Raw genomic sequence first — 13,661 nt, forward strand, 5'->3', positions numbered from 1 at the left:
GCCGCGATCCTTCGCGGCAGTCGTCGCACTTTACCCGGCGAATCGGTGAGGCGCGCCGGGGCAATCTTGTCCGGGCATTTCAACTGCGGGGCAGAATCGAACGATCCACCCTGACCGCGAGTTTGCCTGGGCCGGGCCTGACGTCGAAGGTCGCCTGGCCCTGAGCATCCACCGACGTGCGGGCGATGGCCACGCCGTCGCGCAGCAGTTGCAGCGGCGCACCTTTCATCGATTGGCCCGAGGCCAGTTCCAGTTTCAATTTAATCGTCATCGAATCGCTCCTTAATTCGTGTTGCCGCTTGGGTGATAGTCCTTGAGCAGCAGGTAAGTGCTCCAGCCCCACCAGTCGTCGACGGTGGCAGTGTCGTTGAGGTTGTTGACGTCCTTGCGCCGCAGCACTTTGTTGCCTTGAAGGCGGAACAGTGGCGAGAAGTTGTTGGCCGGATCCAGCACGGCCGTCAGATCCGGCAGCCGTTGCAGCGCGTTGAAGGTGGTCGGCACATTGCCGCTGGAATACGCGGCATACACCTCGTCTGCCGAATCCTGCACCGCGAGAGTCACCTGATTGCGGTTGTCGGCGTCCGTGGCGTCGAAGTAGCGCTTGTCACCGAACGCCCGCCATTGCTCGCCATGGCCGTTACGCACCTTGAGGCCAAACTTGCTGTCTTCGTCGTGCATGAAGCGAGTGATGAGTGAACCCAGGTCGCTAGGTGTCACGGCGGCGGCCATGACCTTGCGCGGCACCCGCAAATGCCCGGAAGAAAAAAGGTCGGTGAGGTAGTGGTCGGCGAACGCATTCATCGCGTAGGCCCGTTCCAGTCGCAGTTCGTCCTGACTGGCGTGGGCGGCTGCAGCGGTTTGCAGGGCGGCGGTGTGGCCGGCGATGTAGGCTTGGCGAGCCCATTCGCCGAAGTGGTCGGCGTTGTTCGCGGCCAGTTTCAGGTAGCGACCGAGCGGGAACAGGGCTGAGACAAAACTGCCGCCGCCAGTGATCTTGTTCCACTCTTCCGACAACGTATCTCCAAAAGCGTCATAAGCCTCATGGGGTTGTTTGCCGTCCTTGATCGCCTGTTTAACCGCGTCGATCTCTTTTTGCATGATTGCGAGAATTTGCGTCGCCTCGGTCTTCGAGGTCGTCAGCGCGGCGAGGCTGTCGAAGGCCGCCGTGAAGCGCTGAAGGCGATCGGCCGAAGTCGACCCTTCATTGATCGGACGGTCGACGATTCCATAGAAATCACCACCCAGCGCCAGCACCTGGCCGTAGGTCAGCGCCAACCCGTTCGGCAGATGCAGCGGCACATTTTGCGCGAGCACCGGCTCGGCGCTTTCAATAAAGCGCAGCCGGGTGTTGTCGCCGATAGCCGTGTGTTCTGCGCCTTCGAAGCGTAACTTCGGTTTGCCTTTCAAGGCTTGAGCGGTCAGGGCGGTCACGGGTTCGACATCGCTGTGCGAGTCGGCGATGTGCAGCAACAGATGCGGATTTTCGGCACTGAAGGCGATGCCGCCGGGGGTGAAAAGGTCATCGAAACGGGCGATGACCGGTGTGGTTTTTTCAAGGCATTTTGTTCGTAGACCGGACATTTCTTTCTCCTTGATATGTCGTCGGCAAGTTTTTATTTAACTGTATGTATATACAGTTAAATCAATCGTAGTCGAGAAATCTCCTACGTCAAAAAGAAATCTTGTCCGACAAAAAATGCCCTCCAGCGATGAAATGCAGTTGACGGTTATCTTTTAAGTTGTACGATGACCTACAACTTCGGCGAAGGCTGAACGGTCCACTCACAAAAAAACGTTGCTACCAGGGTGTTCGAATAATGAATCCACAAGAACTGAAGTCCATCCTCTCCGCCGGCCTGCTGTCGTTCCCGGTGACCGATTTCAATGCCCAGGGCGATTTCAACCGCGCTGGCTACATCAAACGCCTGGAATGGCTGGCCCCGTACGGTGCTTCAGCCCTGTTCGCCGCCGGTGGCACCGGTGAATTCTTCTCTCTGGCTGCCAGCGAATACTCGGAAATCATCAAGACTGCCGTCGACACCTGCGCCAGCAGCGTGCCGATCCTCGCCGGTGTCGGTGGTTCGACCCGCCAGGCCATCGAATACGCTCAGGAAGCCGAGCGTCTGGGCGCCAAGGGCCTGTTGCTGCTGCCGCACTACCTGACCGAAGCCAGCCAGGACGGCGTTGCCGCTCACGTTGAAGCCGTGTGCAAATCGGTCAACATCGGCGTGGTGGTCTACAACCGCAACGTCTGCCGCCTGACCGCGCCGCTGCTGGAGCGTCTGGCCGAACGCTGCCCGAACCTGATCGGTTACAAGGACGGTCTGGGCGATATCGAACTGATGGTGTCGATCCGTCGTCGCCTTGGCGATCGCTTCAGCTATCTCGGTGGTCTGCCGACCGCCGAAGTCTATGCCGCTGCCTACAAGGCCCTGGGCGTGCCGGTCTACTCGTCGGCGGTGTTCAACTTCATCCCGAAAACCGCGATGGACTTCTACCACGCGATTGCCCGCGAAGATCACGCCACCGTCGGCAAGATCATCGACGACTTCTTCCTGCCGTACCTGGACATCCGCAACCGCAAGGCCGGTTACGCCGTGAGCATCGTCAAGGCAGGCGCCAAGATCGCCGGCTATGACGCAGGCCCGGTGCGTGCGCCGCTGACCGACCTGACCGGCGAAGAGTACGAAATGCTCGCCGCGCTGATCGACAAGCAAGGTGCGCAGTAACACAACTCTATAAACAAGGCCGCTGAGCGATCAGCGGCCTTTTGCGTCAGGAGAATGATTCGTGACCAAGCGCTATGACAACTACATCAACGGTGAATGGGTCGCCGGTAACGATTACTCGGCGAACATCAACCCGTCCGAACTGAGCGACACCATCGGCGATTACGCCAAGGCTGACCTGGCTCAGGTCAACGCCGCCATCGACGCCGCCCGCGCCGCGTTCCCGGCGTGGTCGACCTCGGGCATTCAGGCCCGTCACGACTCGCTGGACAAAGTCGGCACTGAAATCCTCGCCCGCCGCGAAGAGCTCGGCACCCTGCTGGCCCGGGAAGAGGGCAAGACCCTGCCCGAAGCCATCGGCGAAGTGACCCGCGCCGGCAACATCTTCAAGTTCTTCGCCGGTGAATGCCTGCGTCTGTCCGGCGACTACGTGCCGTCGGTGCGCCCGGGCGTCAACGTAGAAGTCACTCGCGAAGCGCTCGGTGTGGTCGGCCTGATCACCCCGTGGAACTTCCCGATTGCCATCCCTTCGTGGAAAATCGCCCCGGCCCTGGCCTACGGCAACTGCGTGGTGTTGAAACCGGCGGATCTGGTGCCGGGTTGCGCCTGGGCGCTGGCTGAAATCATCTCCCGCGCAGGCTTCCCGGCCGGCGTGTTCAACCTGGTGATGGGCAGCGGTCGCGTGGTCGGTGAAGCGCTGGTCAACAGCCCGAAAGTCGATGGCATCAGCTTCACTGGCTCCGTCGGTGTGGGCCGTCAGATCGCCGTCAACTGCGTGTCGCGCCAGGCCAAGGTTCAGCTGGAAATGGGCGGCAAGAACCCGCAGATCATCCTTGACGACGCCGACCTCAAGCAGGCGGTCGAGCTGTCGGTGCAGAGCGCGTTCTACTCCACCGGCCAGCGTTGCACGGCTTCGAGCCGACTGATCGTTACCGCCGGGATTCACGACAAGTTCGTCGAAGCCATGGCCGAGCGCATGAAGTCGATCAAGGTCGGCCACGCGCTGAAGGCCGGTACCGACATCGGTCCGGTGGTCTCGCAAGCGCAGCTTGAGCAGGACCTGAAATACATCGACATCGGTCAGTCCGAAGGTGCGCGCGTAGTCAGTGGCGGTGGTCTGGTGACCTGCGACACCGAGGGCTACTTCCTCGCGCCGACTCTGTTTGCCGACAGCGAAGCGTCGATGCGCATCAGCCGCGAAGAGATCTTCGGCCCGGTGGCCAACATCGTCCGCGTGGCCGATTACGAGGCTGCACTGGCCATGGCCAACGACACCGAATTCGGTCTGTCGGCGGGTATCGCTACTACGTCGCTGAAGTACGCCAACCACTTCAAGCGTCATTCCCAGGCCGGGATGGTGATGGTCAACCTGCCGACCGCCGGTGTGGATTACCACGTTCCGTTCGGTGGCCGTAAGGGTTCATCCTATGGCTCACGTGAGCAAGGCCGCTATGCGCAAGAGTTCTACACGGTCGTGAAGACCAGCTACATCGGTTCGTAAATCGCTGCACCCGCGCCGGGCCTTCGCCTGAGGCCCTGCGCGGCACAAGACCAAAGAATGTTTTACCCGCATAAAAATAATCAGTGGGAGTACATCTACATGCAATCGTCCAAGCCGACTCACGTCCGCTATTTGATCCTGCTCATGCTGTTTTTGGTGACCACGATCAACTACGCCGACCGCGCCACCATCGCGATCGCCGGTTCCAGTTTGCAAAAAGACCTCGGCATCGACGCGGTCACCCTCGGCTACATCTTCTCTGCATTCGGTTGGGCCTACGTGGCCGGGCAAATCCCCGGCGGCTGGCTGCTCGATCGCTTCGGCTCGAAAAAAGTCTATGCCCTGAGCATTTTCACCTGGTCGCTGTTCACCGTGCTGCAAGGCTTCGTCGGTGAGTTCGGCATGTCCACGGCCATCGTCGCGCTGTTCATGTTGCGCTTCCTGGTCGGTCTGGCCGAGGCGCCATCGTTCCCCGGCAACGCCCGTATCGTCGCGGCCTGGTTCCCGACCGCTGAACGCGGTACCGCTTCGGCGATCTTCAACTCGGCGCAATACTTCGCGACCGTGCTGTTCGCACCGCTGATGGGCTGGATCGTGTTCTCCTTTGGCTGGGAGCACGTGTTCATCGTCATGGGCCTGCTCGGTATCGTGTTCTCGCTGGTCTGGCTGAAGGTTATCCACAGCCCGCGCCAACACCCGATGGCCAACGAAGCGGAAGTAAAGTTCATCGCCGACAACGGCGGCATGGTCGACATGGACCAGAAACAAGGCAAAAAGGCAGACGGCCCGAAATGGGATTACATCCGCCAGCTGCTGACCAACCGCATGATGCTCGGCGTGTATCTGGGCCAGTACTGCATCAACGGCATCACCTATTTCTTCCTGACCTGGTTCCCGGTGTACCTGGTGCAGGAACGCGGCATGACCATCCTCAAGGCCGGTTTCATTGCTTCGTTGCCAGCGATCTGCGGTTTTATCGGCGGCGTCCTCGGCGGGGTGATTTCCGATTATCTGCTGCGCAAGGGCCATTCGCTGACCTTCGCCCGCAAGGCGCCGATCATTGCCGGTCTGCTGGTTTCGAGCAGCATCGTGGCCTGCAACTATGTCGACGTTGAATGGATGGTGGTGGGCTTCATGGCCCTGGCATTCTTCGGCAAAGGCGTGGGCGCGCTGGGCTGGGCGGTGGTCTCCGACACTTCGCCAAAACAGATCGCCGGTCTGAGCGGGGGCCTGTTCAACACCTTCGGCAACATCGCCTCGATCACCACTCCGATCGTCATCGGCTACATCATCAGCTCCACCGGTTCGTTCAAATGGGCGCTGGTGTTCGTCGGCGCCAACGCGCTGGTGGCGGTGTTCAGCTACCTGGTGATCGTCGGCCCGATCAAGCGTGTGGTCCTGAAAGAGCCGCCAACCAACGGTGGTTCCGAAGCGGCTGGTAAATTGTCTCAAGCGCATTCCTGAGGAGCGGCGTCATGCAGTTGATTGAACATTCCGACTCGCCGCGCTACATCCGCCTGCACGAGCGGGACAACGTAGTGGTAGTGGTCAACGACCAGGGCGTGCCGGCCGGCACCGCATTTGCCGATGGCCTGGTGACGGTGGATTTCGTGCCGCAGAGTCACAAGGTCAGCCTCGTGGATATCCCCGAGGGTGGCACGGTGATTCGCTACGGCCAGATCATCGGCTACGCGTTGCAGCCGATTCCCCGTGGCAGTTGGGTCAAGGAAGATCAACTGCGCATGCCGACCGCGCCGCCGCTGGACAGCCTGCCGCTGTCCACCGATGTGCCGGCCGCGCAGGCACCGCTGGAAGGCTTCACGTTCGAGGGTTATCGCAACGCCGACGGCACCGTCGGCACGCGCAACATCCTCGGGATCACCACCACCGTGCAGTGCGTCACCGGGGTGCTGGATCACGCAGTGAAGCGGATCAAGGATGAACTGCTGCCCAAGTACCCGCACGTCGATGACGTGGTGGCGCTGACCCACAGTTACGGTTGCGGCGTGGCCATCACGGCCACCGACGCCTACATCCCGATCCGCACCGTGCGCAATCTGGCGCGCAACCCGAACCTCGGTGGCGAGGCGCTGGTGATCAGCCTGGGCTGCGAGAAATTGCAGGCGGGGCAGGTGATGCACGAGGACGATGCGTCGGTGGATCTGAGCGAGCCGTGGCTGTATCGCTTGCAGGATTCCAGTCACGGTTTCACCGAGATGATCGAGCAGATCATGGAACTGGCCGAAGTCCGCCTGAAGAAACTCGACCAGCGTCGCCGCGAAACCGTGCCGGCGTCCGAGCTGATCCTCGGCATGCAGTGCGGCGGCAGCGATGCGTTTTCCGGCATCACTGCCAACCCGGCGCTCGGTTATGCCTCGGACTTGCTGCTGCGGGCGGGGGCGACGGTGATGTTTTCCGAAGTCACCGAAGTGCGCGATGCGATCTACCTGCTGACCTCACGGGCCCAGACCAAAACCGTTGCCGAGGAACTGGTGCGCGAGATGGACTGGTACGACCGTTACCTGGCCAAGGGCGAAGCGGATCGCAGCGCCAACACCACGCCGGGCAACAAGAAGGGCGGGCTGTCGAACATTGTCGAGAAGTCCTTGGGCTCGATCGTGAAGTCCGGCAGCAGTGCGATCAGCGGCGTGCTCGGCCCTGGGGAACGTTTCAAGCAGAAGGGGTTGATTTTCTGTGCAACGCCGGCGAGTGATTTTGTCTGCGGTACGTTGCAACTGGCGGCGGGGATGAATCTGCATGTGTTCACTACCGGTCGTGGCACGCCTTATGGGTTGGCGATGGCGCCGGTGGTGAAGGTCTCGACCCGTACGGAGCTGGCTCAGCGTTGGCCGGATCTGATCGATATCGATGCCGGGCGGATTGCTACCGGTCGCGCATCCATCGAGGAGTTGGGCTGGGAGTTGTTCCACTACTACCTGGATGTGGCGAGCGGCAAGCAGCAGACGTGGGCGGAGAAGCACAAGCTGCATAACGACATTACGTTGTTCAATCCGGCGCCTATCACCTGAGACCACCCCGTTGATCGTTCCCACGCTCCGCGTGGGAATGCAGCCGGGGACGCGGAGCGTCCCAACAGCGTGACGCGGAGCGTCACAGGAGACGTTACCACGCAGAGCGTGGGAACGATCAGGGTGAAAGTGGCTTATCATTAGCCCCCTAACGACGCTCACCTCCAAGGCTCCCCGGCATGCTGGCAATCTTCCTCGAAACCCTGAACATCACCGCGCCGGTGTTTGCCATGCTGTTTCTCGGTGTGCTGCTCAAGCGCATCGACTGGATCAACGACAACTTCATCCACACGGCATCGTCGCTGGTGTTCAACGTCACCATGCCGGCGCTGCTGTTTCTCGGCATCCTGCATGCCGACCTGCACGCCGCGCTGCAACCGGCGCTGCTGATCTATTTCGCCCTCGCCACGCTGGCCAGTTTTGCCGTGGCCTGGGGCTGGGCGATTTTCCGTTGTCCGCGTGAAGATCGCGGCATCTACACCCAAGGCGCGTTTCGCGGCAACAACGGGGTGATCGGCCTGGCGCTGGCGGCGAGTATGTACGGCGACTACGGGATTTCCCTCGGAGCGATTCTCGCGGCGCTGGTGATCCTGTTCTACAACACCCTGTCGACCATCGTGCTGGCGGTCTACAGCCCGGTGATCAAGTCCGATCCGTGGAGCATCTGCAAAAGCGTGGTCAGCAATCCGCTGATCATCAGCGTGATCGCGGCAGCGCCGTTCGCTTATTTCAAGATCGGTCTGCCGGGCTGGCTGGAAACCTCCGGCCAATACCTGGCTCAAACCACATTGCCGCTGGCGCTGATCTGTATTGGCGGCACGCTGTCGCTGGCGGCGCTGCGCAAGAGCGGCAACATGGCGCTCAGTTCGAGTCTGGTGAAGATGATCGGCCTGCCGGTCATCGCCACGCTGGGCGCATGGCTGTGGGGCTTTCGCGGGGCGGAGCTGGGGATTCTGTTCCTGTACTTCGGCAGCCCGACCGCCGCCGCCAGTTTTGTCATGGCCCGTGCGGCCCAGGGCAATCATGAACTGGCGGCGGCGATCATCGTGCTGACCACGTTAATGGCGGCGATCACCACCAACATCGGGATCTTCTTCTTGCAGTGGGGCGGGTGGATCTGAGGCCGGCGGTTACTCAGGCTTCTGGTAACTGTCGATCACTTCCTGCGCCGCGCGGAACGCATCGATCGCCGCCGGCACGCCGGCATACACCGCGCAATGCAGCAGCGCTTCGCGGATCTCATCGACCGTGCAGCCATTGTTCAACGCACCGCGCACGTGGCCCTTCAATTCCTGCGGGCACTTCAACGCGGTCAGCGCGGCGAGGGTGATCAGGCTGCGGGTTTTCAGCGGCAAACCTTCGCGATTCCACACGCCGCCCCAGGCGTGTTCGTTGACGAAATCCTGCAACGGTTGGGTGAACTCGGTGGCGTTGCCCAGCGCGCGGTCGACAAACGCGTCACCCATTACCTGGCGGCGGACTTCAACCCCGGATTTCTTCGATTCGGTCATGGCACATCCCTCTTGTGGTGTTGGCGGCGCCAGGCGCGCACGGACGTAAAAAACAGAAACGTCAGCAGCGTCGGCAGCACATAAAACAGCATCAATCGTTCAAGCTTGCCGGCCAGTGGCATGCCGGTGGTGAACGACACCACGTGCAGCCCGTACGCCAGATACAAACCCAACAGCAGCAAACCTTCGGCCCGTGTCACGCGATAACCGGAATAGAACACCGGCAGGCACAGCGCGGCGACGCCGAGCATCACCGGCAGGTCGAAATCCAGTGCGTTGGGTGACACCGACAGCGGCGTCGGCGCGATCAGCGCGGTGAGGCCCAGCACCCCAAGCAGGTTGAACAGGTTGGCGCCGATCACGTTGCCCACTGCGATGTCACGCTGACCGCGCAGCGCGGCGATCAGCGAGGTGGCGAGCTCCGGCAGCGAGGTGCCGACCGCGACCACGGTCAGACCGATCACTCGCTCGGAGAACCCCAGGTCGGTGGCGACGACCACAGCCGCACCCAGCAATAGGTGTCCGGCGAACACCAGCATGCCCAGACCGCCGACAATCATCAGCAGGCTGGTGAACCACGGCGCCTGCGGATCGTGCGGTTGATCGGAATGCGGGCGGGTAGAGTGCCGCGACTGGCGCAGCAGTAATCCGAGATACAGGGCGAGGGCGCCGAGCAACAGAATGCCGTCGAAGCGCCCGAGTTCTTCATTCCACGCCAGCACGAACACCAACAGGCTCGCGCCGATCATCAACGGGATGTCCAGGCGCACCAGTTGCCGCGACACCCGCAGCGGGATGATCAGCGCCGACAGGCCGAGGGTGACAAGAATGTTGAAAATGCTGCTGCCGATCACGCTGCTGACGGCGATGTCCGGCGTGTGCGCCTGCACGGCTTGCAGGCTGACGGCCATTTGCGGGGCGCTGCTGCCGAGGGCAACGATCGTCAGGCCGATGATCAGCGGTCGTACATGCAGGCGCGCGGCCAGGCGCACGGCGGCGCGCACCATCAGCTCGGCGCCGGCGATCAGCAGGAACAGCCCGCTGAGCAATTCGATCACGCTGATCAGGGGTAAGTCGGTCAGTCCGAAAATGGTGGACGCTCCATCAGTCGTCGAGGGCCTGCACCCGAACCCGGGCGGTTCCACTGCGCAGCATACCGAGCTGTTCGGCCGCCGCACGTGAAACATCGATCAGACGGCCACGGGTGTGCGGTCCGCGGTCGTTGATGCGGACCACGACGGATTCATCGTTTTTCAGGTTGGTGACCTTCACCCGCGTGCCGAAGGGCAACTGGCGGTGGGCGGCGGTCAGGGAATTCTGGTTGAACGCTTCGCCGCTGGCGGTGCGTTTACCGTGGTGCTTGGCTCCGTAATAGGAGGCGACGCCGGTCTGGTCGTAACCGTGCGGGTCGATGACATCTGTGCTGGCGCAGCCGGCCAGCAAAGAGAGCAGGGCGCAGGCGCCGAGCAGACGTTTCATTCAAAAGCTCCCAAGTGATCGTTCCCACGCTCCGGCGTGGGAATGCACCCCCGTGACGCTCTGCGTCACACCGCAATGGACGCGGAGCGTCCGAGGCGGCATTCCCACGCAGAGCGTGGGAACGATCCTCGGGCGCGGGACCATCGTCAGCCTTCGAGCTTGCTTTTCAGCAGTTCGTTCACTTGCTGCGGGTTGGCTTTGCCTTTGGAGGCTTTCATGGCCTGACCGACGAAGAAGCCGAACATCTTGCCGCGCTTGGCTTCGTCTGCCGCTCGGTATTGCTCGACCTGCTCGGCGTTGGCCGCAAGCATTTCGTCCAGCACCGCCGAGATTGCGCCGGTGTCGGTGACTTGCTTCAGGCCGCGTTTTTCGATGATCTCGTCTGCGCTGCCTTCCCCGTTGGCCATCGCTTCGAACACCACCTTGGCAATCTTGCCGGAGATGGTGTTGTCCTTGATGCGCTGCAGCATGCCGCCCAGTTGCTCGGCCGAAACCGGCGAATCCTCGATGTCCAGGTTCTGCTTGTTGAGCAGGCTGCCCAACTCGACCATCACCCAGTTCGCCGCCAGTTTGGCGTCGCCGCCGATGGCTGCGACTTTCTCGAAGTAGTCCGCCTGCTCACGGCTGGTGGCCAGCACGTTGGCGTCGTAGGCCGACAGACCGAAAGCACTCTGGAAGCGCTCGCGTTTCTGCGGTGGCAGCTCCGGCAGGGTGGCGCGCACGTCGTTGAGGAACGAGTCCTCGATGACCACCGGCAGCAGGTCCGGATCGGGGAAGTAACGGTAGTCGTTGGCTTCCTCTTTGCTGCGCATCGGACGGGTTTCGTCCTTGTTCGGATCGTACAGACGGGTCTGCTGGATCACTTTGCCGCCGTCTTCGATCAGGTCGATCTGACGCTGGATCTCGGAGTTGATCGCCTTCTCGATGAAGCGGAACGAGTTGACGTTCTTGATCTCGCAGCGGGTGCCGAATTCAACCTGGCCTTTCGGACGGATCGACACGTTGCAGTCGCAACGCAGCGAGCCTTCGGCCATGTTGCCGTCGCAGATGCCCAGGTAACGTACCAGCGTGTGGATCGCCTTGACGTAGGCCACGGCTTCCTTGGCGCTGCGCATGTCCGGCTCGGAAACGATTTCCAGCAGCGGTGTGCCGGCACGGTTCAGGTCGATGCCGGTGGCACCGCTGAATTCTTCGTGCAGGCTCTTGCCGGCGTCTTCTTCCAGGTGCGCGCGGGTGATGCCGACGCGTTTGACCGTGCCGTCTTCCAGCGCGATGTCCAGGTGACCCTTGCCGACGATCGGCAATTCCATCTGGCTGATCTGGTAGCCCTTCGGCAGATCCGGGTAGAAATAGTTTTTACGGGCGAACACGTTGTGCTGACCGATCTCGGCGTCAATCGCCAGACCGAACATCACCGCCATGCGCACAGCTTCCTGGTTCAGCACCGGCAGCACGCCGGGCATGCCCAGGTCGATCAGGCTGGCCTGGGTGTTCGGCTCGGAGCCGAACGTGGTGGAACTACCGGAAAAGATTTTCGACCGGGTGGTGAGCTGGGTGTGAATCTCCAGCCCGATCACGACTTCCCATTGCATGTATGTCTCCTCAGAAGCCGGTTGGGGTGCGGGTGTGCCAGTCAGTGTTCAACTGATACTGGTGCGCAACGTTGAGCAAACGGCCTTCCTGGAAATACGGAGCGAGCAGTTGCACGCCAACCGGCAGACCATCGACAAAACCGGCCGGCATCGACAGGCCCGGCAGGCCCGCGAGGTTGGCGGTGATGGTGTAGACGTCTTCCAGGTAGGCAGCGACCGGGTCGCTGTTCTTGGCGCCGAGTTTCCAGGCCGGGTTTGGCGTGGTCGGGCCGAGGATGATGTCGACTTCATTAAAGGCAGCCATGAAGTCGTTCTTCACCAGGCGACGGATCTTCTGCGCTTTCAGGTAGTAGGCGTCGTAGTAACCGGCGGACAGTGCGTAGGCACCGACCATGATCCGGCGCTGCACTTCGGCACCAAAGCCTTCGCCACGGGAGCGCTTGTACAGGTCTTCCAGGTTCTTCGGATCTTCGCAGCGGTGGCCGAAGCGCACGCCGTCGAAACGCGACAGGTTGGAGGAGGCTTCTGCCGGGGCGATCACGTAGTACGCAGGAATCGCGTGCTGCATGTTCGGCAGGCTGATTTCCTTGATCACGGCACCGAGCTTCTGCAGCTCTTTGATGCTGTTCTGGATCAGCTCGGCGATGCGCGGGTCGAGACCGGCGCCGAAGTATTCCTTTGGCACGCCGATGCGCAGGCCTTGCAGCGAACCGTTAAGACCAGCGGCGTAGTCTGGCACTGGCTCATCGATGCTGGTGGAGTCGTTCGGATCGAAGCCGGCCATACCTTGCAACAAAATCGCGCAGTCTTCGGCAGTGCGAGCCAATGGGCCGCCCTGATCGAGGCTGGAGGCGTAAGCGATCATGCCCCAGCGCGACACGCGACCGTAGGTCGGTTTCAGGCCGGTGAGGTTGGTGAATGCAGCTGGCTGACGGATCGAACCGCCGGTGTCGGTGGCCGTCGCAGCAGGCAACAGACGAGCGGCAACCGCCGCCGCCGAACCACCGGACGAACCGCCCGGTACGTGTTCCAGGTTCCACGGGTTTTTCACCGCGCCGTACCAGCTCGACTCGTTGGCCGAACCCATGGCGAATTCGTCCATGTTGGTCTTGCCCAGGGTCACGGTGCCGGCGGCGGCCAGCTTCGACACCACGGTGGCGTCGTATGGAGCCTTGAAGTTGTCGAGCATCTTCGAGCCGCAGCTGGTGCGAATGCCCTGGGTGCAGAACAGGTCTTTATGGGCGATCGGCGCACCCAGCAGGGCGCCACTCTCACCATTGGCCCGGCGCGCGTCGGCGGCTTTCGCCTGCTCGAGGGCCAGCTCTTCGGTGAGGCTGATGAAACTGTTGAGCTGCGGATCGAGCTGGGTAATGCGCGCCAGCAGGACTTTGGTCAGCTCTTCGGAAGAAAACTTTTTATCGGCGAGACCGCGGGCGATCTCGGCCAGAGTCAATTGATGCATTGCAGGCTCTTTCCCTTTAGTCGATGACTTTCGGAACCAGGTACAGGCCGTTTTCGACCGCTGGTGCGATGGACTGATAAGCCTCGCGGTTATTGCTTTCGGTCACGACGTCGGCGCGCAGGCGCTGACTGGCTTCCAGCGGGTGGGCCAGCGGCTCGATACCGTCGGTATCGACCGCCTGCATTTCGTCGACCAGCCCGAGAATGCTATTGAGGGCCGAAGTGATGTGTGGAAGATCGGCGTCATTCAGGCCAAGGCTGGCCAGATGAGCGATTTTTTCCACGTCGGAGCGTTCTAGCGCCATCGGGTTTCTCCAGTGGAAAACAGGACGGACGGCGTCCGTGTGTTAGATTGTCGG

The 13,661-nt window shown here is 61.6% G+C and carries 13 protein-coding genes; 5 read left to right on the forward strand and 8 right to left on the reverse strand.

Annotation, left to right across the window (positions count from 1 at the left end; all coding sequences use genetic code 11):
- Window positions 1-79: 79 nt before the first annotated feature.
- Together CAF74_RS15595 and CAF74_RS15600 are read right to left on the reverse strand one after the other, a co-directional pair.
- A complete protein-coding gene (locus CAF74_RS15595) occupies window positions 80-271 on the reverse strand; it encodes a hypothetical protein (protein ID WP_085746911.1) in 192 nt (63 codons plus the stop codon).
- A gap of 11 nt (window positions 272-282) precedes the next feature.
- The gene (locus CAF74_RS15600) at window positions 283-1,581 is read right to left on the reverse strand and encodes a phospholipase (RefSeq protein ID WP_085746912.1); all 1,299 of its coding nucleotides are present in this window, start codon (window positions 1,579-1,581) and stop codon (window positions 283-285) included.
- Between the two features lie 236 nt (window positions 1,582-1,817).
- Here CAF74_RS15600 and kdgD point away from each other — a divergent pair, with 236 nt between their 5' ends.
- The 5 genes from kdgD to CAF74_RS15625 all read left to right on the forward strand — a co-directional run bounded on the left by kdgD (window position 1,818) and on the right by CAF74_RS15625 (window position 8,380).
- Entirely contained in the window at window positions 1,818-2,729 is a 912-nt protein-coding gene (kdgD, locus tag CAF74_RS15605) for a 5-dehydro-4-deoxyglucarate dehydratase (RefSeq protein WP_011332448.1), read from the forward strand.
- Window positions 2,730-2,790: 61 nt separating this feature from the next.
- Entirely contained in the window at window positions 2,791-4,230 is a 1,440-nt protein-coding gene (locus CAF74_RS15610; protein WP_085746913.1) for an aldehyde dehydrogenase family protein, read from the forward strand.
- A 99-nt stretch (window positions 4,231-4,329) separates the two neighbouring features.
- The gene (locus tag CAF74_RS15615) at window positions 4,330-5,694 is read left to right on the forward strand and encodes an MFS transporter (RefSeq protein WP_085608178.1); all 1,365 of its coding nucleotides are present in this window, start codon (window positions 4,330-4,332) and stop codon (window positions 5,692-5,694) included.
- A gap of 11 nt (window positions 5,695-5,705) precedes the next feature.
- Complete coding sequence (garD, locus tag CAF74_RS15620; RefSeq protein WP_007953621.1) at window positions 5,706-7,259, forward strand: galactarate dehydratase; 1,554 nt, start codon at window positions 5,706-5,708, stop codon at window positions 7,257-7,259.
- A 179-nt stretch (window positions 7,260-7,438) separates the two neighbouring features.
- The gene (locus CAF74_RS15625) at window positions 7,439-8,380 is read left to right on the forward strand and encodes an AEC family transporter (protein ID WP_085746914.1); all 942 of its coding nucleotides are present in this window, start codon (window positions 7,439-7,441) and stop codon (window positions 8,378-8,380) included.
- A 9-nt stretch (window positions 8,381-8,389) separates the two neighbouring features.
- Here the strand turns inward: CAF74_RS15625 and CAF74_RS15630 are convergent, their stop codons facing one another.
- From CAF74_RS15630 to gatC, 6 genes are all read right to left on the reverse strand, one after another.
- Entirely contained in the window at window positions 8,390-8,770 is a 381-nt protein-coding gene (locus tag CAF74_RS15630) for a carboxymuconolactone decarboxylase family protein (protein WP_011332452.1), read from the reverse strand.
- Window positions 8,767-9,828: a calcium/sodium antiporter gene (locus CAF74_RS15635; protein ID WP_085746915.1), complete on the reverse strand. Its 1,062-nt coding sequence runs from the start codon at window positions 9,826-9,828 to the stop codon at window positions 8,767-8,769. Before CAF74_RS15635 ends, CAF74_RS15630 begins: the two co-directional genes overlap by 4 nt.
- Before the next feature lie 46 nt (window positions 9,829-9,874).
- Window positions 9,875-10,249, reverse strand: coding sequence for a septal ring lytic transglycosylase RlpA family protein (locus tag CAF74_RS15640; RefSeq protein WP_011332454.1), 375 nt, complete (start codon window positions 10,247-10,249; stop codon window positions 9,875-9,877).
- A gap of 146 nt (window positions 10,250-10,395) precedes the next feature.
- Window positions 10,396-11,841 (reverse strand): Asp-tRNA(Asn)/Glu-tRNA(Gln) amidotransferase subunit GatB, encoded by a 1,446-nt coding sequence (gene gatB / locus CAF74_RS15645; RefSeq protein ID WP_085746916.1) that lies wholly within the window; start codon window positions 11,839-11,841, stop codon window positions 10,396-10,398.
- Between the two features lie 10 nt (window positions 11,842-11,851).
- Window positions 11,852-13,303 carry an Asp-tRNA(Asn)/Glu-tRNA(Gln) amidotransferase subunit GatA gene (gene gatA / locus CAF74_RS15650; RefSeq protein WP_085746917.1) on the reverse strand — a complete coding sequence of 484 codons (1,452 nt, stop codon included), beginning with the start codon at window positions 13,301-13,303 and terminating at the stop codon, window positions 11,852-11,854.
- Between the two features lie 16 nt (window positions 13,304-13,319).
- Complete coding sequence (gene gatC / locus CAF74_RS15655; RefSeq protein WP_085698446.1) at window positions 13,320-13,607, reverse strand: Asp-tRNA(Asn)/Glu-tRNA(Gln) amidotransferase subunit GatC; 288 nt, start codon at window positions 13,605-13,607, stop codon at window positions 13,320-13,322.
- Between the last annotated feature and the right edge of the window lie 54 nt (window positions 13,608-13,661).

Origin of the sequence: Pseudomonas sp. R45(2017), from assembly GCF_002112305.1 — a bacterium.
GTDB lineage: Bacteria > Pseudomonadota > Gammaproteobacteria > Pseudomonadales > Pseudomonadaceae > Aquipseudomonas > Aquipseudomonas paraglycinae.

Bases quoted from the DNA above. Each gene is read 5' to 3' on its own strand.
- CAF74_RS15595 (WP_085746911.1), bottom strand. From the start codon at position 271: ATGACGATTAAATTGAAACTGGAACTGGCCTCGGGCCAATCGATGAAA.
- CAF74_RS15600 (WP_085746912.1), bottom strand. From the start codon at position 1,581: ATGTCCGGTCTACGAACAAAATGCCTTGAAAAAACCACACCGGTCATC.
- kdgD (WP_011332448.1), top strand. From the start codon at position 1,818: ATGAATCCACAAGAACTGAAGTCCATCCTCTCCGCCGGCCTGCTGTCG.
- CAF74_RS15615 (WP_085608178.1), top strand. From the start codon at position 4,330: ATGCAATCGTCCAAGCCGACTCACGTCCGCTATTTGATCCTGCTCATG.
- garD (WP_007953621.1), top strand. From the start codon at position 5,706: ATGCAGTTGATTGAACATTCCGACTCGCCGCGCTACATCCGCCTGCAC.
- CAF74_RS15625 (WP_085746914.1), top strand. From the start codon at position 7,439: ATGCTGGCAATCTTCCTCGAAACCCTGAACATCACCGCGCCGGTGTTT.
- CAF74_RS15630 (WP_011332452.1), bottom strand. From the start codon at position 8,770: ATGACCGAATCGAAGAAATCCGGGGTTGAAGTCCGCCGCCAGGTAATG.
- CAF74_RS15640 (WP_011332454.1), bottom strand. From the start codon at position 10,249: ATGAAACGTCTGCTCGGCGCCTGCGCCCTGCTCTCTTTGCTGGCCGGC.
- gatB (WP_085746916.1), bottom strand. From the start codon at position 11,841: ATGCAATGGGAAGTCGTGATCGGGCTGGAGATTCACACCCAGCTCACC.
- gatA (WP_085746917.1), bottom strand. From the start codon at position 13,303: ATGCATCAATTGACTCTGGCCGAGATCGCCCGCGGTCTCGCCGATAAA.
- gatC (WP_085698446.1), bottom strand. From the start codon at position 13,607: ATGGCGCTAGAACGCTCCGACGTGGAAAAAATCGCTCATCTGGCCAGC.